Source organism: Enterobacter sp. Taxon_2, assembly GCF_058355295.1.
The window spans coordinates 2,866,353-2,885,264 of record NZ_CM178024.1; the positions used below are offsets into that span (position 1 = coordinate 2,866,353).

Sequence of the window (18,912 nt, forward strand, 5' to 3'; positions counted from 1 at the left end):
TCCTGTTTTGAAGCGCGTTACTGGCTGATGACACGAATGCCGTTCACGTCGAGAAAAACGTTGGCCTGAAGTTCATCTGCGGACCATTTCCAGAACTGGTAGATATGATTTTCGCCAGGCACAGGCAGAGGGAGTGAAACGCGCCATTTTTTGCCATCCAGCACCTGATACTCCGCCATCACGCCGATGTAGCGGGCCTCCGGAGAGCTTTGCCCGCTGAGGGTTTTGGACAGCTGTCCCGGCATCAGGAAGAACACGTCGCTATTCAGCAGATTCGCGCCAAGCGTGGCCGACGCGTTGTTCTGCAGGGAGTAGAAGTCGCTGGACATGAAATCCGCATCGGATTTCAGCAACAGCACCCGGACCTTAAGCGGCGCAGATTCATTGATTTGTGGATGAGCCTGAAACTGCAGATTGTAGCGGGAGGGGTCGCTGTGTGAAGACGACGTACAACCACTGACCAGGGCGAAAATCGCCGCGTAAAAGAATAACCACAGCTTATGAAAATTTTTATTATTCATAAAAATGCGCTCATGAAAGCCGTTTAGTTCAGGATCCAGGTACCGTTAGCGCTGTCTTTGCAGGCTTTGCTGTTGCCATCGACATCGACACAGGTCGCTTTTTTACGCGCCTTTGGACGAATGGCCTGTTTACGCACGGCGGCGTCGTACTGGTCGGCCTTGATCACAGCGCGCATCGGGACGTAACCAATCAGCTGATCGTTGCCTTCGTCGGCAAGCGCCATCCAGTAGTGTTCAACCTGCCCCAGCACCACGTACGTTTTTCCGGTCTCGAGATTACGGATAACTTTGCCGCCGAAGTCAGGTCGGCTCATCAGGGAAGCCGGATACATGGCACGATACGGCTCGTTGACCGGCGTGAACTCCGTCGGCGGCGTCACAGCGTGACGGTGGGTTAAGGTAACGCCGTTGACCTGGCTGGTCTCGATCGTATCGTCGTTGATCACAGGTTTTTGCGGCGCTTTACAGCCCGCCACCGCCATTACAAACAGAAGTGAAAACAGTACGCGCATTTTCATATGCTTTTCCGTAGCGATATTTCGATGATGGAGATAAGGGGATGAAGTTTGACTTAAGTGCTATTGTTAAAATAGCCAGAATATTTTCGGGGCGTTACTATGTTAAGGGCATAGCTACCGCACGAGCCCTTCAGAATAAGGCCCAGCATCTTCCTGACATATTTTGACAAACGGTAAGCAAGTTTACATGAGCTTCGCATCAATTCAATATTTACCGCCGCGTAACTGTTGGTAAATGAAGCAGTCGGAAAATTATAGGATTAATCCTATGAAAAAAAACGATTTGCCCCACCCTTTCTTATTTCCTCACTACAAAACCACATAACATGATGTTTTATCTATTAAAAACACAAAAGAGAACCACTTTCATTAACGCAATAACGCTATTATCGCCACTACCATAATTAGTAGAATTCGCGTTTTTTTGATGTCAAAGGAATATATCGATGATGAATTATTTGTTGCACTAACAGGGTATCTTTAATATTGAACACGCTTCATCACCTGGGTGAGAATATTTCACTTATGCAGCGCTACGTTAATTTCACGTCGCAAAAAAACTGTATATTCGCGCGGTGAAAATTCCACCGTCAGGTATACCTTATATCTGTTATTCATTAAGCATGAGTAAACCTTTCTGTCATTCTCTCAGTTGAAAAATGCGTCCGGGGGTCCGCCAGCCACGAATCGTGGCTATATTTCTCACGCATCAGCTTCATTCGAAGTTTTACTGGTGCTACATCCTTCCTTACTCACCGCCATCTATCTCGCCTACCGACCGATAGATAAGATTTATTATTAAAATGATAAAATTTCGTTATAATTTCTTTAAATATTTAAACATCAAATCACATAAACCGCTGTAATAAAAAGAATTTAAGATAAGGCACTTTCCCGCACCGCATGCGCGTAGCCATACGGTCGTCATTGCTTTCGCTTATTGTCCTGTGCAGCGCTTTTATGGGTTCAGATGTTGTTGACCGAACAAATCAGGAGTGGGTATGAACAAGAAAAGACGCTCGGTGCCAGGCATCAGACACTATGACGGCCCTGCCGGCGGCTGGGGGGCACTAAAAGCGACGGCCATCGCGGTACGTACCCAAATGGATACCCTTGACGCTCCCGCGACGCTGCTGCGCACCAACCAGCCTGACGGCTTCGACTGCCCGGGCTGCGCGTGGCCTGATAAAGAACACAAATCGACGTTCCAGTTCTGCGAGAACGGCGCCAAAGCGGTGACCTGGGAAGCGACCAGCAAACGCGTCACCCCCGCGTTTCTGGCTGAAAACAGCGTCTCCTCGCTGCTGGCAAAATCGGACTTTGAGCTGGAAGGCTACGGTCGACTCACGCACCCCCTGCGCTATGATCGGGCGAGCGACACCTTCCGCCCCGTCGACTGGGACGAGGCGTTTCAACGCATCGGCGAAGTATTGCGCGGGCTCGAACCGGACCAGGTCGAGTTCTATACCTCAGGACGCGCCTCTAACGAAGCGGCGTATCTGTTCCAGCTGTTTGCTCGCGAATACGGCACCAACAACTTCCCCGACTGCTCGAATATGTGTCACGAGGCCACCAGCGTCGGTTTGCCGCGTTCGATTGGCATCGGAAAAGGCACCGTTTCGCTGGACGACTTCGATAAGACCGAGCTGGTGATCTCAATTGGTCACAACCCCGGCACCAACCATCCGCGAATGATGGGGACCCTCCACGAGCTGGCCCGCCGGAACGTGCCGATTATCGTCTTTAACCCGCTGCGCGAACGTGCCCTGGAACGTTTCGCCGACCCGCAAAGCGTGATTGAAATGGCAACCTACAGCTCCACGGATATCGCTTCAACCTATTTCCAGGTGAAGGCCGGGGGCGATGCCGCCGCGCTGAAAGGCATTGCCAAACACCTGCTGGAAATGGAAGCCGAACGCGGTGACGTGCTGGACCACGCATTTATTGCCGAACACACCCAGGGCATTGAGGCGTTCGCCGCCGATATCGCGCAAACCCGATGGGACGAGATCGAGCGCGAGTCGGGCCTGAGCCAGGCGGCGCTCAAAAAGGTCGCCGAAGCCTATGCAAAATCGAAGGCCACCATCATTACCTACGGGATGGGGATTACGCAGCACAACAAAGGTACGGCCAACGTCCGCCTGATTGCCGACGTGCTGCTGCTGCGGGGGAATATCGGCAAGCCCGGCGCGGGAATATGCCCGCTGCGCGGCCACTCAAACGTGCAGGGGAACCGTACCGTCGGGATCAGCGAGAAACCCACGCCGGCATTCCTTAATCGCCTGAAGGACGTGTTCGGCTTTGCGCCGCCGTCGCACCACGGACACGACGCGGTGCAGGCCACGCAGGCGATGATCGACGGCCGCGCAAAAGCGCTCATTTGCCTCGGCGGTAATTTTGCGGTGGCGATGCCCGATCACGAGCGGGGTTTTCCGGCGATGGGTAACCTGGATTTGAGCGTGCACGTCGGCACCAAGCTCAACCGTACCCATCTGCTGGTGGGCAAAGAGACCTTTATTTTCCCGTGTCTTGGCCGTACCGAGCTGGATGTTCAGGCCACCGGCCGCCAGTCCATTACCGTCGAAGACTCGATGTCGATGGTGCATGCTTCATCCGGCAAGCTGAAGCCTGCATCGCCGTTGCTTCGGTCAGAACCCGCTATCGTCGCGGGCATGGCGAAAGCCACCCTGCCGGATACCCGCGTGGACTGGCTGACGCTGGTTGAGGATTACGACCGGATCCGCGATCTGATCGAGCAGACCATTCCGGGGTTTGAGAACTATAACGCGCGGATCCGCGTTCCCGGTGGTTTCCGTATGCCGCTGCCACCGACGCAACGTATCTGGCCAACGGCGACGGGAAAAGCGATGTTCTCGGTGTTCGACGGGGTTCACGAGAACGCCAGCGGTGAAGGTGAGCATGTTCTGCGCCTGATCACGCTGCGCAGCCACGACCAGTACAACACCACCATTTACGCCCTGGACGACCGCTACCGTGGCGTATTTGGCCGTCGCGACGTGCTGTTTATGAACGAAGACGATATGGCGCAGTCAGGGCTGGAACACGGCGACCGCGTGGATATCGAAACCGCCCTGCCCGGCAGCGTTCAGCGTCTGAAAGACATTACCGTGGTGGCGTACAACATCGCGCCGGGGACCGTCGGCGCCTATTATCCGGAAGCCAACGTGCTGGTACCGCTTGATTATCTGGATAAGGACAGCGGTACGCCGTCGTATAAATCCGTTCCGGTTCGCATCACCCTGCGCTCAAAAGAGATCCGCATGCTGTAAGGCTGTTCGCGCAGAGAAAAAGATGGATATTAAACAGTTAAAATATTTAATCGCCCTCGACGAGACCCGCCATTTTGGCAAGGCGGCCTCGCAGTGCAACATCACCCAGCCGACCCTCTCCATGCGCATCCGCAGCCTGGAGGAGGAGCTCGGGCTGGTATTGATTGTGCGCGGGCAGCGCTTTGAAGGGTTTACGCCGGAGGGTGAACGCATCCTCGCGTGGGCCCGCTCGCTGCTGGCCGCGCATGACGGGCTACAGGCGGAAGCCGCGCTGTGCAAAGGCCAGGTGGTGGGTGAACTCCGTCTGGGGATGGTGCCGCTGGCGAGCGTGGATCCGATGATTTTTATTCGCCATTTGACGCAAAAATACCCGGAGCTGACCTACAGCCTCTATTCTATGTCCTCCGCGCAGATTGCCGACGGCGTCAGCCGCAACCAGCTTGAACTGGGAATTTGCTACCTCAACAGCATTGACACCAGCCAGTTCGATATTATCCAGCTTCCCAAAACGAAAATGGGCCTGCTGCACGACGTCCGTCATTTCCAGCTCGGTCAGGAGACATTGACCTGGCGCGATCTGACGGATTTTCCGCTGGGGTTCCTGACCAAAGGGATGCACTACCGGGCGCATATGGAGGCCAGCTTTAAATCTGCCGGCATCGAACCGAGGTCCGTTTTCGAGAGCGACTCCACGTTCCAGATCATTCAGGCGGTGCAAAGCGGCGTATGCTGCGCCGTGATGCCGCTGAACAACGGACTGGAAGATCTGAACAGCCATTTCAGGATTGTCCCCATCGCTGACGCGAACATTGAGGCCCCTGTCGGCCTGATTATGCGCAGGCAAAAGCCTATCTCCTCGCTGGCGCTGCGCTGTTTTACCGACGCGCAGGAGATTTATCACGCGGACAATGAGGCGTAGGCCTCGCGCGTCACCACGCTAAAACCGCCGATCAGCACCGCGTCACAAATCGCCCGATGTTCCGGTGAACTGACCAGCGCATGGAGCGCATCGCGAATGACGCTAAGCGTTTCAGGTGAGGTGTTAAGCGAAGCGATCAGCGGCAGTCCCGGCGTCAGCGGGGTCTGGTCAATGATCGCCAGCCCCGCAAGCCGTTCCGGCTCATGGCGCTGCAGCAGTGCCCAGGTCACGCAGTCGATGGCCGCGATATCCCCTGCCCCGCGTTTCACATCAATCAGCGACTGGCGATGGCTGCCGCTAAAGGACGTTTGCGCGAAAAATGGACCGCCACTCAACAGGGGAGCCACTTTTTTTCGCAGCGCATTGTAGCCAGACTGGGAATCCGCAGAGTTACAGACCGCCCGTCGTCCGCGAAACTCCGCCAGCGTCAGGTGCCGATCCTCCTCGCGCACCACCAGAAAGCTGCGGTACTGGATCCCTTCGCAGCCCGGTGCCGTGTAGTGAAAACAGCCGACCACCTGCACGTCCGGGAGCTGCGTGACGAGCGGGTAACCGCAGGTCTGGCTGAGGATAAGCCCGGGCTGTTGCCAGTGCGTGAGCAGATCGGACTCCGGACAGTCGGGGACATCATCGACGGGCACACCGCGTGCAGCCAGCAATCCCTTAACCGCCAGCCAGAGCGCGCGCGTGTCGGCGCGATCCACCGCATACATGGGAAACGCCAGCAGGTTACTCATACCCTTCTCCCTGTTGTTTTCCGGGGTGTACGGTGACGTCGACGGGTCTGACCCAGAACCGGCGCAGCCATTCACCGTAGCCTCTGACGAGAAAACCGCGGTTACGCTGCTGGTACGCCTCCCGGTTTTGCTGGTAGATCGTCTTCAGCCCGTACCAGGGAACGCCCGGCAGATCGTGATGTACTGAATGGTAGTTGAGATTCAAAAACAGCACCCGCCAGAACAGCCCGGCCTCGTTAATGACGGAGCGCGCCAGCGGATCGTCCGCCGCGCGATGTTCGAAAAACGATCGCACCTTGGTCAGCGCGAGCGCGGGATAACTGACCGCAAGCACGAACCAGACGGGTGAAAAATCGATATGCGTCATCCAGACGAAGAGTACCGCCAGCAGCGTGATGTGAACCAGCCACATCGTCATCGCCCTCAGGTGAAGATGACGAAACGCCGCCGCGGCGCTGCCCAGCGTCTGGACGATATCCAGCAGCGGCGCCAGCAGAAGCCGCCCGGCAAAGGTATTTCGGGCCCGGATCAGGCGCTTCTGCCTGGGGGAAAAGCGCCCCCAACTCTCGTCGGTAAAATAGTACGACTCCGGGTCATCCACCGGATGGGTCAGGCTATGGTGCCGATGATGGGCAAGATGGGAGTCCCGGTACAGGCCGTACGGATACCAGACCGCCAGCGGGAGCGTGCCAAACAGCTGGTTAAGCCAGGCAAAACGCGTGGGGTGTCCGTGGATCAGCTCATGCTGCAGGGACATGTACCAGGTGCTAAACCAGACGAGCAGCAGCGTGGCGGGCAGCAGGCCGAGCGTTTGCCAGAACGTCAGCGTGCCAAACCAGCCTGCATAAACAGTGATAATCAAAAGCCAGGTGGGCAGTTCGCTTCGCCATATAAAACCCGATGCAAGATGGCGGATTTGTTCGCGTTGTTGCGGATGTAAATAGAGGGAGCTTCGTTGACTCATTCCTTCAGACGCCGTTTCGCCAGAGACAGAGCCCTGACGATCGGGGATTACGCCTGAAATAACAAAGAACTTAAATCGCTTTGCTTTGCCAGAAACACAGAGCGCACGCGTCGCTTGACTTATTCTGTGATAAAGGTACTTTTCAGGACATGAAGAAGATCCTGATCATCGTTCCCGACGGCGGCATGCTGTTTGAAGCCGCCGGTATCGCCGACATTCTGATGCAGGCCAACCGGCTGCATCCGGAAGGGCTTGCGCAGCCCCGCTACCGGATTATCATCGCCACCACGCAGCCTCACCAGGTGATCCACGGCCAGTCCGGCCTGAACCTGCTGGCGGACTATCGTCTGCCAGAGCTGGATCCGCGTGAACCGCTGGATACCATTATCATCACCGGACGCGGCATGAACGAGCTGGAGAGCACGGCGGTGGTCGACTGGCTGCACCTCGCTGCACCGCATGCCCGGCGGGTAGCCTCTATCTGCGGCGGCGCGATGCTGCTGGCCCAGACCGGCTTGCTGGACGGTCGTCGCGCCACCACCCACTGGCGGCTGCTGGAGACGATGCAAACCCAGTATCCGGCTATCCACGTCGAAGGCGGTCCGCTGTATATTCAGGACGGCCCCATCTGGACCTCCGGCGGCGTAAGCTCCGGGTTCGATCTGACCCTGGCGCTGGTGGAGGACGACTACGGATTTACCCTCGCCCGCGACGTGGCGCAGGATATGGTGATGTATCTGCGTCGTCCCGGCGGCCAGCTGCAGTTCAGTCGTTACAGCCTGCAGCAGCCCGGCGCATCGGGCCCGATAAGCGAACTGCAAACCTGGATCCTGCAGAACCTCACCGCCGATCTGTGCGTGGAAAATCTGGCCGAGAAAGCGGCAATGAGCCCGCGTAACTTCACCCGCGTGTTTACCCGCGAGGCCGGGGTCTCTCCTGCCCGCTACGTGAGCGAAGCGCGTCTGGCCGCCGCCCGCCAGCTGCTTGAGCAGACCCATGACTCCCTGGAGCGCGTGGCTGAGCAAAGCGGGTTTGGCACCAGCATTAATTTGCGCCGCATCTTTGAGAAACAGCTTCACCTTACCCCCGGCGAGTACCGCCAGCGATTCCACTGCCGCAAGATGGCGTAATCTGATCCTTTTTTGTCGTTTACGCCAACCGGCCCGAGGCCTACAGTGACTCCAGACAACAGAGATAAGGAGTGCACCATGGTTAAGGTCGGTATTAACGGTTTCGGCCGTATCGGACGTAATTTCCTGCGCGCGGCGCTGGGTAACCCGGATCTGCAGATTGTGGCCATTAACGATCTGACGGACAGTAAAACCCTCGCCCACCTGCTGAAACATGATTCCCTTCTGGGCAAGCTGCCCGCGCCCGTTGAAGCGGCAGAAGGCGCGCTGCAGGTAGACGGGCAGCGGATCACGGTGTTTAGCGAACGCGAACCGGCGAATATTCCGTGGCGTGATGTCGGTGCCGACGTGGTGATTGAGGCCACGGGCTTCTTTACCGAGCGGGAGAAAGCGGCGGTACATATCACCCACGGTGGCGCTAAGCGCGTCATCATTTCCGCTCCCGGGAAGAACGACGACCTGACGATTGTGATGGGCGTTAACCATGACCAGTACGATCCCGCCCTGCACGCGGTGGTAAGCAACGGGAGTTGCACCACCAACGGTCTGGCACCGGCCGCGCAGGTGCTGCACCAGCAGTTCGGGATTGAGCATGGCCTGATGAACACGACGCACGCCTACACCAACAGTCAGGCGCTGCACGATCAGCCGGAGAAAGATCTGCGTGGCGCACGCGCGGCGGCGCTGTCGATTGTGCCCTACTCCAGCGGCGCAGCGAAAGCGCTGGGGAAAGTCATACCCTCCCTGGATGGCAAGCTGACCGGGTACTCCCTGCGCGTGCCGGTGCCTGTGGTGTCGATTGTCGATTTAACCGTGACGCTGAGCCGCAACGTGACCGCCGAAGAGGTGAATGACGCGTTCCGCAACGCGGCCGCCAGCGGGCCCCTGAAAGGCATTCTGGGGTATAGCGATGAGCCGCTGGTCTCCAGCGATTACCAGGGCGACCCGCGATCGTCGATTATCGACGGGCTTTCCACGCTGGTCATTGGCGGGAACATGGTGAAGATCCTGGCGTGGTATGACAATGAGTGGGGCTTCTCCAACCGCCTGGTGGATCTGGCGGTGCTGATGGATAAGAAAGGGCTGTAAGCCTGAGGCCGGGTGGCGCTAACGCTCACCCGGCAAAAAATCATTCCGCTTTCACTTTCACACCCATAAACACAATCACCATCGCCATCACCAGCAGGAAACCGCTTCCCGCGAATACGCCGCTGGCGCCGTTGAGGTCAAATACTGCCCCGCCTCCGGCCGCACCGGCGCTTATCGCCAGCTGGATTGAGGCCACCAGCAGCCCCCCTGCACTTTCGGCTTCATCCGGGACAGTGGTGGCAAGCCAGGTTGACCAGCCCACCGGAACCAGGCCAAATGCAAAGCCCCACAGCGCGACCAGCAGACCGTCCAGCATGGCCAGATGACCAAAGGCGACCATCATGAGCGCGAGAACGCCCATCGCAAACGGCACCAGCGCCAGCGTCAGGCGCAGATTGCGTGCCAGCAGATGCCCGGCAACGGAGGTGCCCACAAAGTTGGCAATACCAAAGCCCAGCAGGATCAGTGAAATGGTCTCCACGCTCGCCTGGCCCACCGTCTCCAGGAACGGACGCAGGTAGGTAAAGAAAGCGAAATGGCCGCTGAAGATCAGAATGGTTGCCAGCATGCCGCCGATCATCCCCGGACGACGCAGCACGCGGAACAGCGTACTCAGGCTGCCGCTGCTTTCCGGCTTCATGGACGGCAGGACCCAGAGCTGCCACAGCAGCGCCAGCATGCTTGGCAGAATGCAGAGGATAAATACGTTACGCCATCCGATCAGGCTGCCCAGATAGCTGCCGAGCGGCGCCGCGACTACCGTGGCAATCGATACGCTGGAGAAGATCACCGCCAGCGCCTTCGGCACTTTATCCGCCGGAACCAGACGCATCGTCGTGGCCGTCGACATCGCCCAGAATCCCCCGATGGCTACCCCCAGCAGCAGGCGCCCCATCAGCAGGACGTGCAGGTTGGGCGCAAAGGCCACCAGCAGGCTGGAGATAATTTGCAGCACCGAGAAAAACATCAGCACCCAGCGGCGGTCGATACTTTTGGTTGCCGGGGTGATCAGCAGCCCGGTGACCAGCGCCACCAGCGCGGTGGCGGTGACGGCCTGCCCGGCCATCCCCTCGGTCACGCCCAGGCTCGCGGCCATTGGCGTTAACAAACTGGCCGGCAGAAATTCTGCCGTAATCAAACCAAATACCCCCAGCCCCAGTGAATAAACGGCCCGCCAGGCGGGTTTTGCAGGCGCTACCGCCTCGCTCGCCGCGACACATGAACTCATCTGTTGATCTCCCGTTATAAAAATGTGACTACAGTCGCAAAAGAATAGAAGGTTCACCCTGGACGATCTATGACATATAATCTCCACTTATTGATTATTCGTCCGGAGTTGCGCCATGACCGTACAGTCACCCGATTTAATCAGCGAACTTTTACGCGGCATGCGCCTGTCAGGCGTGAAATACCGGCGCATTGAAGCCAGTGCGCCATTTGGCGTCGCGTTTCATCAGGCTCCCGGCCGGGCGCAGTTTCATTTTGTGAGCCACGGTAGCGCCCTGCTGCGCATGGAGAGCGGAGCAACGTTCGAACTGAGCGGTGGCGACGCCCTCTTTATTCCCGGCGGGAATTCCCATGCCCTGCTCTCTGACGAGGAGGCCCCTCTTACCCCTGTCAACGCCTTTCCGAGCGAGCCTATCTGCAGCTCGGTCTGCGCCATCACCTGCGAGCCCTGCCCGGAGAGCGAGAACACCCTCATCTTTAGCGGGTGCATGGATTTTGAGCTGGGCGGAATGCAGCCGCTGATCAAGGCAATGCCGGAAGTGATGATGGTCAGCCGGTTGATGTCCACCTGGCCTGAGATCCATCCGCTGCTGGCGGCGATGGAGCGGGAGTCCGTGGCGCGTCAGGCCGGGTTCGCCGGGATCCTTGCGCGACTGGCCGACGTGGTGGCGGCGTTAATTGTGCGCGGCTGGGTTGAAGGCGGCTGTGGTAAAGCCACCGGCTGGGTGCAGGTTTTGCGCGACCCGCGCCTGAGCCGGGCCATTTACGCCATGCACCAGCAGCCGGGCCTGAACTGGAGCGTCGCGGATCTGGCAAAAGAAGCGGGCACGTCCCGCTCCGTGTTCGCCGAACGGTTTCTGGCCGCGACGGGAACCACTCCGGCAAAATATCTCAGCGAGCTGAGGATGCGCCTGGCCATTCAGTACATTCGCCATGAAAATCAGCCGATAGAAACCGTCGCGCTGCGGCTGGGGTACGGCTCTCTGGCGGCATTTAGCCGGGCATTTAAGCGTATTATTGGACATGCGCCGGGCACGCTGCGGGAAGCCAGCCAGACGCCGGAAGAGGTCTGACTGGCCAGCAATATTTAACGCGAAGCGGGCAATATTCGTCTAAGGTTTTCAGGTGATTGACAACAGCGGTCACGCTGTTTAGTGAAGACAGGAGACGAACTGATGATAAGACCTCGTACACTACGCCCCGCGTTCTTGCCCCTTGCGTTAGGCGGCGCGCTGCTCGGCGTAACGACATTCGGTTATGCCAACGATAGCCCCGCAGCCCAGACAGCCTCACCCGATATTTTGCTGGGCCCGCTGTTTAACGATGTGCAGAGCGCCAAACTGTTTCCCGATCAGAAAACCTTTGCGGATGCCGTCCCCAAAAGCGACCCGCTGATGATTCTGGCGGACTATCGGATGCAGCACACGCAGTCCAGCTTTGACTTACGCCACTTTGTCGACATGAACTTTACGCTCCCTGCGGAAGGGGAAAAATATGTTCCGCCTGCTGGACAAAGTCTACGTGAGCATATTGACGATCTCTGGCCCGTACTGACGCGCACCACGGATAAAGCCAGCAACAAATGGGATTCCCTGCTGCCGTTACCCAAACCTTACGTTGTGCCCGGCGGACGTTTCCGCGAGGTCTACTACTGGGACAGCTATTTCACCATGCTGGGCCTGGCAGAGAGCGATCATTGGGACAAAATCAGCGACATGGTGGATAACTTTGCCTATGAGATTGACACCTTCGGCCACATTCCCAACGGCAACCGCAGCTATTACCTGAGCCGATCCCAGCCGCCGTTCTTCTCGCTGATGGTGGAACTGCTGGCAACGCACGACAGCGATGCGCTGAAGAAGTATCGTCCGCAGATGGAGAAAGAGTATGCCTACTGGATGGACGGCGTCGACGCCCTTCAGCCGGGTCAGGCCAACAAGCGCGTGGTGAAGCTGGATGACGGCGCTGTTCTCAACCGCTACTGGGATGACCGCGACACTCCGCGCCCGGAGTCCTGGCTTGACGATGTGAATACCGCCAAAAGTAACCCTAACCGACCGGCAACTGAGATCTACCGTGATTTGCGTTCCGCCGCGGCCTCGGGATGGGACTTTAGCTCCCGCTGGATGGACGATCCGCAAAAACTCGGCACCATCCGGACCACCAGCATTGTGCCCGTGGACCTGAATGCCCTGATGTTCAAGATGGAAAAACTGCTGGCGCGAGCAGGCCAGGAGAGTGGCGACGCCGCCAGCGCAAGCAAATACGAGGCGCTGGCAACGGCGCGTCAGAAAGCCATCGAGAGCCACCTGTGGAATGATAAAGAGGGCTGGTACGCGGATTACGATCTGAAGAGCAAGAAGGTACGCAATCAGCTCACGGCAGCAGCCCTGTTCCCGCTTTACGTGAAGGCGGCGGCGCAGGATCGGGCCGATAAAGTCGCCGCGGCAACCTCATCGCGCCTGTTGAAACCGGGCGGTATTGCGACCACCACCGTCAACAGTGGCCAGCAGTGGGATGCACCAAACGGTTGGGCCCCGCTGCAATGGGTGGCCGCGGAAGGGCTGCAGAATTACGGGCAAGAGAAGGTCTCGATGGATGTGACCTGGCGCTTCCTGAAAAACGTTCAGCATACGTACGACCGGGAAAAGAAACTGGTCGAGAAATATGACGTGTCGACAACCGGTACGGGCGGCGGCGGCGGCGAATATCCGCTGCAGGACGGCTTTGGCTGGAGCAACGGCGTGACGCTGAAGATGCTGGATCGGGTCTGCCCGAAAGAGAAACCGTGCGACAGCGTGCCGGAGAATCGGCCTGCGGCGAATGATGAGGTGGCGCCGGTAAAAGCGACGGCGCAGTAAGTGAGTATTGCCGGGTGGCGGCTACGCCTTACCCGGCCTACTTTTGCTAACCCTCTTCCCACCGGGAAAGGGATCCCCAGTAATTTTTAAGCAGAAGCAATAACGTTGTGACAGAACGACTGAAGGCTTTCAGCGATGCTCTGGTCCGGCTGTAAATCGCTGAGGCGTTTGCCTTCCGGCCGGGGCGAGGCGCATGGATGCGCCGAGAGGGCGGGCTTTACAGGGATGTTACCTCCGCCCGTCCCCGATAAGTCGGAAGGAATACGCCGAGGGCACCGCGAAGCGGCGATTTACCGCCGGGAGCCCGGGTCGCCAGGGTGGTGGCGACTGAGCCACCCTGGCACGTTCACAGGCCCTGTCGTTACAGAGTAGCAAGGAACATAAAGTGAACGGAATAACCACCACAGCCGTATGTTCCCCCTCACCCCAGCCCTCTCCCCTAAGAGGAGAGGGGGCAGTCCGATTGCGTATTTTGTTGGGGCTCCCCTGGTTCCTTAGAAACTGTAACTCGCCCCTAGCTGATACGTTCTGTCACGCCCAATCCAGCAGTTGGTCGCGTCGTAGCAGGTCAGCGTCTCTTTATTGGTGATATTCTGCGCGCTGGCTTTAAGCGTTAGCCCTGCCAGCGAGGGCAGGATCTCGCCCATCCGGTACGAGGCCGCCAGATCGTACTGGGTAGTGCCGCCCAGCTTACCCGCATCGTTTGCCGGAGAGATTTCCATCGGGCCGGTATAGCGTGCGCCCGCTCCCAGCATTAGCCCTTTCAGCGGCGTGTTCTCAAAGGTGTAATCCCCCCAGAGGTTGAAGGCATTCTCCGGCACCTGCGTTGGCCGTTTCCCTTTGTACTTGTCATCTTCCGTATTGATCGCGTGGGTGTAGGCATAGTTAGCAATCAGCGTCAGGTTGTCCGCCGGGCGGCTGATGGCAGACAGCTCTGCCCCTTTGGATTCCACCTCCCCGGTCTGACGATAGTTCAGGAAGCCCGGATCGGAGGTGACGACATTTTTCTGACGGATGTTGAACACCGAAGCGGTAAAGGTGGTGGCGTAGTCGGCCAGCAGATATTTCACTCCACCTTCCACCTGCTTGCTGGTGGTCGGCTTGACGTCTTTCGCCGCGAGCGTTCCCTTCGGTGACACCGGCGCAAAGCCTTCGGAATAGCTGATAAACGGTGACAGACCATTATCAAAGGCGTAAAGCGCGCCCAGACGTTTGGTGACGCGATCCTGTGATACCCAGTCCTTATCACCGTTTTGCAGATAATTGGTGTTCACGGAGCGATAATCGTCGTAGCGCAGGCTACCCAGCAGATTTAAGCCATCCCACTCCATCTGATCCTGCAGGTAGTAGCCGTTCTGCTGATAGCTCAGCCGGTTTTTCTGGGCGGTATACAGCCCTAATGCGCTTTCACTGATTTGCGAATAGTCAGGATGACGCATATCCATGCCCGGCGTGGTCGACGCGTAACGGTAGTGGAAATGGGAGTTCAGCTTCTGGTAGTCAAACCCGGCCAGCAGATGGTGTTTCCAGTCGCCCAGCGCCACGGTTTTAGTCACCTGGTTGTCGATGTTGAAGCTCTGCAGATCTTCATCGGTGGTGTAGGCAAAGCGGTTGAGCTGATAGACCTCACTCCCGGTGCCCGTTGCATAGACGCTGCGCTGATGCGTGTCGACGTCGAAATAGCGCGCCTTCTGGTTAAAGCCCCAGCCGCTGTCGAACGCATGTTCAAAGCTGTAGCCCAGCATCCACTGACGCTGCTTAAACCCATTCCACTCATCACCGGCGTAATCGCGCTTGCCCGCGTATTTCGAGCGCAGATAGGCGAGCGGCAGCGGGTTTGACGGCGTCAGGCTCGGAGAGTTCTGCGCCAGCGCGTCCAGGGTAAGGCGGGTTTTGCTGTCGGGCTGCCAGGTGACGGACGGAGCAACCAGATAGTTTTCATACCGGGTGGTGTGCGGTTGATCGTCGTTTTCCGTCGCCTTACCCAGCAGACGGTAGTTCCAGTCGCTGTCGGCAATCTGCCCGGTTGAATCGAGATAGCCCTCTTTCAGGTTGCGGTTGCCTGTGTTAACGCCGATCTCCGTTCGGGCTTCTCGCTGCGGCTTTTTACTCTGGATATTCACCAGCCCGCCCGGCGAACCACCGCCGTAAAGGACCGATGAGGGACCTTTCAGGATATCAACGCTGTCGATCAGCAGCGGATCGATGCGCGCTTTGGTATTACCGGTGACGTTATAGGGCAGCTGCAGCCCGTTGTAGAACTCCTGGTCGACGGTAAAGCCACGAATTTTATATTCGCTCATATAGGAGGTATTCCCCCGCACCTCGGTTGAGACGCCCGGAGCATAGCGCAGGATTTCATTCACCGAATTCGCATGGCGTTTTTCAATTTCCGGCGCAGAGACGGTCGTGATGACCTGCGGCGTTTTACTTTCAGCAACGGCCGACTTCGTGGCGCTGTTCGTCCAGGCCGGCAGCGCGCTGCCCTGCTCTGCGCCGGTGACGACGATAGTGGATTCTTCGGCGAATGCCGGAACGTGCAGTGCGAGCGTGACGGCACCTGCCAGAGTGCATAGCGTAAAACGTGAGGGAGTCATAATGTCGTCTTGTTGTTAGATGCGATACGGAACGACAATTATTATCATTTAGATTAACAAATCAATACGCAGGCAAAAAAACGGCCCTCCGCAGAGAGCCGTTTAAGTCATGTTATGCTCGTCGCAGTAACCTGAATATGCCCAGCACCACAATGGCGCCCACGACAGCGACCAGAAAACTGTGCAGGTCAAAACCACTTATGTTGCCTCCGAAGCCAAACATCGTCGCCAGCCAGCCGCCCACAACCGCACCAACGACCCCGAGTACACAGGTCAAAATAAAGCCGCCGCCATCGTTTCCCGGCATGATCAATTTCGCGATAGCGCCAGCAATAAGACCAAAGATAATCCAGGCGATGATACCCATAGCGATGCCCTCTTGCAGGTTTAACGCATGCGCAGAAAACCTTCTGCACAGCTAACTTAAGTATAGGTCATCGCCGGAAAACCATTTTCATCTCACCGACTTATCTTTACGCAAACAGGCAAAAAAAACTCACCGGTTTGTATTAAGTTTCATTGCAGATTGCCGATAACGCTAAGACAGTCTGTCATCAATCAAGGAGCCATCCGGCGTGAGTCATTACAGTGAGCAGTTCCTCAAGCAAAATCCGCTGGCTGTATTAGGGGTATTACGCGACCTGCAAAAAGGTGAAGTGCCGCTGCGCATCAGCTGGTCGAATAATCAGTTCATCAGCAAGATCCTTGACGCCTCGCAGGAGCGGCTGGTGATTGATTTAGGCAGTCAGGAGTATGAAAACCGCGCGGCGCTGAAGGCGGAGAATATCGCGGTGATGGCCGAAACGCAGGGCGCCAAAGTGGAGTTTGTCCTGTCGCGACTGGAACTGAGCGAGTACCAGGGACTCCCTGCTTTTGCTACCCCACTTCCCACCAATCTCTGGTTTGTTCAGCGTCGTGAATATTTCCGCATTAGCGCTCCGCTTCACCCCGCCTATTTTTGTAAGGCCAAAATGCCGGATAAAAAAGAGATCCGCTTCCGCCTCTTCGATCTGTCGCTGGGCGGCATGGGTGCGCTGATGGATACGCCGAAACCCGACGGACTGGTAGAAGGCATGCGGTTTACGCAAATTGAACTGGATATGGGGGGCTGGGGTCGTTTTTATTTCGATGCACAGCTGATTGCCATCAGCGACCGTACCGTCGTGGACAGCAAAAATGAAACCATCACCACCCCGCGTCTGAGCTTCCGCTTCCTGAACGTCGGGCCCGGTGCAGAGCGTGAGCTTCAGCGCATCATCTATTCGCTGGAGCGGGAGGCGCGGGAACGCGCAAATAAAGTTCTGTAAGAAAATCGGGCAGCGTGACCGCCGCCCGTCTGCGGCATTACATGGCATCCATCGCTTTCTGTACTTTCCAGATATAACGAGGCGCCTGTGGTGCCGGGTGATTTTTCGCCACATGCTCAAAGAATTCGTCTTTGTCCATGCCGTTAATCTCTTCTATCGCCTCTTTGCGGTCAGAGGAGAAGGTTCTGAGCAACGCGCCGGCACCGTTAACATAAGAGACCACCAGCGCGTACTGCATTACCTCCGGATCCTTAATGCCCTTCAGCACGCCGTGCTCCATGATGCTCAGATAAGCCGTGCCCATTGAAATGTTACGTTCCGGGTTCTTCAGCTCGCTGGTTGACGGCTGACCGCTCCAGCCCATATAGCGGTAAACTTCTTTCCCCGCCGTTGACGCTTTAAGCTGCATCAGCCCCACCGCGTTGGATTTGCTGACAAGCGTGGGGTTACCGCCGGACTCCACCGCAATGATCGCCGTGATAAGACGCGGACTGACGCCCCAGGCCTTCCCGGCTTGTTCACTGATCGGCATCCATTGCATGGCCCGTTTCACCGGCACTTCCGGGTTCCAGGGTGGGTTTTGATAATCATGTTTTGAACTACAGCCAGCAAGCAACACAATCAAAAAAGCAAACCATCTCAATTTCACGTCATCTATCCTTATAGCCGGTCATCGCGGTGCGCCGCCTCTTGAAGCAGGCGTCGTATACGCGGCATGATATAGACAATTAGTTTCTCATTCAGCAAGGAATTGCCATGTCTCAGTTTCATCTCATCGCGCCGTCGGGCTACTGCATTAACCAGGACGCGGCGCAGCGGGGCGTTCAGCGTTTGCTGGAATCGGGTCATCAGGTAGAAAATCAGACGATTATCCCCCGCCGCCAGCAGCGTTTTGCCGGTACAGAAGCGCAGCGGCTGAATGATATCAACAGCCTGGTGAACCTGAAGGGTGAAAACCGGATTGTGCTGGCGGTGCGCGGCGGATATGGCGCGAGCCGGCTGCTGGAGAGCATTGACTGGCAGGGTCTGGCGCAGCGCCAGCAGCAGGATCCGCTACTTATATGCGGCCACAGCGATTTCACCGTCATCCAGCTAGGGCTGCTGGCGCTGCATAACGTTATCACCTTCAGCGGCCCGATGCTGGCCGGTAACTTCGGCGCCCCGGAGCTGAATGCGTTTACCATGGAACACTTCTGGCGCGCGCTGCTCAATCCCACCTACAGCGTGGAGTGGCAAGGCAAGGGGCCGCACTGGGAATGCGAAGGTCAGCTCTGGGGCGGCAACCTGGCGATGCTGGTTTCGCTTATCGGCACGCCGTGGATGCCGCACATTGAGGACGGCATTCTGGTGCTGGAAGATATCAACGAACATCCGTTCCGCGTCGAGCGCATGCTGTTGCAGCTCTATCATGCCGGTATTCTTGAACGCCAGTCCGCGATTGTGCTGGGCAGCTTCAGCGGTTCTGCGCCGAATGACTATGACGCGGGTTACTCCCTGGAGACCATGGTTGAGTTCATTCGCTCGCGGCTGGATATTCCGGTCATCACCGGTCTGGATTTCGGCCATGAGCAGCGCACCGTGACCCTGGCACTGGGGGCACACGCCTCGCTGATCCACAATGATTCCGGCAGTCAGCTGACCATCAGCGGCCATCCTGTCATAAAGGCATAAAAAAGCCGTTATACCCCCTTAATAAAACGCTGTTGCCGTCGTTAATATGTTAGGGTTTTAGTAACAGCGTTAACATTGAGG

The 18,912-nt window shown here is 57.3% G+C and carries 16 protein-coding genes; 8 read left to right on the forward strand and 8 right to left on the reverse strand.

Annotated elements, in window-relative coordinates:
- Window positions 1–17: 17 nt before the first annotated feature.
- Both tssJ and AC4IC4_RS13615 read right to left on the reverse strand, forming a co-directional pair.
- On the reverse strand, window positions 18–521 hold the full coding sequence (tssJ, locus tag AC4IC4_RS13610; RefSeq protein ID WP_024909828.1) for a type VI secretion system lipoprotein TssJ: 504 nt from the start codon (window positions 519–521) through the stop codon (window positions 18–20).
- 23 nt (window positions 522–544) lie between these two features.
- The gene (locus tag AC4IC4_RS13615) at window positions 545–1,039 is read right to left on the reverse strand and encodes a hypothetical protein (RefSeq protein ID WP_032647696.1); all 495 of its coding nucleotides are present in this window, start codon (window positions 1,037–1,039) and stop codon (window positions 545–547) included.
- Between the two features lie 1,001 nt (window positions 1,040–2,040).
- Here AC4IC4_RS13615 and AC4IC4_RS13620 point away from each other — a divergent pair.
- Together AC4IC4_RS13620 and AC4IC4_RS13625 are read left to right on the forward strand one after the other, a co-directional pair.
- Entirely contained in the window at window positions 2,041–4,329 is a 2,289-nt protein-coding gene (locus AC4IC4_RS13620) for an FdhF/YdeP family oxidoreductase (RefSeq protein ID WP_491471327.1), read from the forward strand.
- 22 nt (window positions 4,330–4,351) lie between these two features.
- Entirely contained in the window at window positions 4,352–5,248 is an 897-nt protein-coding gene (locus AC4IC4_RS13625) for a LysR family transcriptional regulator (protein ID WP_491471328.1), read from the forward strand.
- Here AC4IC4_RS13625 and AC4IC4_RS13630 read toward each other — a convergent pair.
- Together AC4IC4_RS13630 and AC4IC4_RS13635 are read right to left on the reverse strand one after the other, a co-directional pair.
- Complete coding sequence (locus tag AC4IC4_RS13630; protein ID WP_491471329.1) at window positions 5,227–5,985, reverse strand: phosphate/phosphite/phosphonate ABC transporter substrate-binding protein; 759 nt, start codon at window positions 5,983–5,985, stop codon at window positions 5,227–5,229. The genes AC4IC4_RS13625 and AC4IC4_RS13630 overlap by 22 nt on opposite strands.
- Window positions 5,978–6,949, reverse strand: coding sequence for a fatty acid desaturase (locus AC4IC4_RS13635; protein WP_491471330.1), 972 nt, complete (start codon window positions 6,947–6,949; stop codon window positions 5,978–5,980). The genes AC4IC4_RS13630 and AC4IC4_RS13635 overlap by 8 nt, the downstream gene beginning before the upstream one ends.
- Window positions 6,950–7,098: 149 nt before the next feature.
- On the opposite strand from AC4IC4_RS13635, the gene AC4IC4_RS13640 reads away from it, so the two are divergent.
- Complete coding sequence (locus AC4IC4_RS13640) at window positions 7,099–8,079, forward strand: GlxA family transcriptional regulator (protein ID WP_491471331.1); 981 nt, start codon at window positions 7,099–7,101, stop codon at window positions 8,077–8,079.
- Window positions 8,080–8,157: 78 nt separating this feature from the next.
- Window positions 8,158–9,168: a type I glyceraldehyde-3-phosphate dehydrogenase gene (gene gap / locus AC4IC4_RS13645; protein WP_090419840.1), complete on the forward strand. Its 1,011-nt coding sequence runs from the start codon at window positions 8,158–8,160 to the stop codon at window positions 9,166–9,168.
- Between the two features lie 40 nt (window positions 9,169–9,208).
- Here the strand turns inward: gap and AC4IC4_RS13650 are convergent, their stop codons facing one another.
- Entirely contained in the window at window positions 9,209–10,396 is a 1,188-nt protein-coding gene (locus AC4IC4_RS13650; RefSeq protein WP_148770143.1) for an MFS transporter, read from the reverse strand.
- Window positions 10,397–10,511: 115 nt separating this feature from the next.
- Here AC4IC4_RS13650 and AC4IC4_RS13655 point away from each other — a divergent pair, with 115 nt between their 5' ends.
- Together AC4IC4_RS13655 and AC4IC4_RS13660 are read left to right on the forward strand one after the other, a co-directional pair.
- Window positions 10,512–11,468, forward strand: coding sequence for an AraC family transcriptional regulator (locus AC4IC4_RS13655; RefSeq protein WP_491471332.1), 957 nt, complete (start codon window positions 10,512–10,514; stop codon window positions 11,466–11,468).
- Window positions 11,469–11,570: 102 nt separating this feature from the next.
- On the forward strand, window positions 11,571–13,256 hold the full coding sequence (locus AC4IC4_RS13660) for an alpha,alpha-trehalase (RefSeq protein ID WP_491471333.1): 1,686 nt from the start codon (window positions 11,571–11,573) through the stop codon (window positions 13,254–13,256).
- Between the two features lie 494 nt (window positions 13,257–13,750).
- On the opposite strand, the gene AC4IC4_RS13665 is transcribed toward AC4IC4_RS13660, so the two are convergent.
- Both AC4IC4_RS13665 and AC4IC4_RS13670 read right to left on the reverse strand, forming a co-directional pair.
- The gene (locus AC4IC4_RS13665) at window positions 13,751–15,853 is read right to left on the reverse strand and encodes a TonB-dependent siderophore receptor (RefSeq protein WP_491471334.1); all 2,103 of its coding nucleotides are present in this window, start codon (window positions 15,851–15,853) and stop codon (window positions 13,751–13,753) included.
- Window positions 15,854–15,965: 112 nt separating this feature from the next.
- On the reverse strand, window positions 15,966–16,220 hold the full coding sequence (locus AC4IC4_RS13670; RefSeq protein ID WP_008502662.1) for a GlsB/YeaQ/YmgE family stress response membrane protein: 255 nt from the start codon (window positions 16,218–16,220) through the stop codon (window positions 15,966–15,968).
- A gap of 208 nt (window positions 16,221–16,428) precedes the next feature.
- Between AC4IC4_RS13670 and ycgR the strand changes: the two genes are divergently transcribed.
- A complete protein-coding gene (gene ycgR / locus AC4IC4_RS13675) occupies window positions 16,429–17,160 on the forward strand; it encodes a flagellar brake protein YcgR (RefSeq protein WP_024909816.1) in 732 nt (243 codons plus the stop codon).
- Window positions 17,161–17,197: 37 nt separating this feature from the next.
- Here the strand turns inward: ycgR and emtA are convergent, their stop codons facing one another.
- Complete coding sequence (emtA, locus tag AC4IC4_RS13680; protein WP_024909815.1) at window positions 17,198–17,809, reverse strand: membrane-bound lytic murein transglycosylase EmtA; 612 nt, start codon at window positions 17,807–17,809, stop codon at window positions 17,198–17,200.
- Window positions 17,810–17,916: 107 nt separating this feature from the next.
- On the opposite strand from emtA, the gene ldcA reads away from it, so the two are divergent.
- Window positions 17,917–18,831 carry a muramoyltetrapeptide carboxypeptidase gene (gene ldcA, locus AC4IC4_RS13685; protein ID WP_491471335.1) on the forward strand — a complete coding sequence of 305 codons (915 nt, stop codon included), beginning with the start codon at window positions 17,917–17,919 and terminating at the stop codon, window positions 18,829–18,831.
- Window positions 18,832–18,912: the final 81 nt, after the last annotated feature.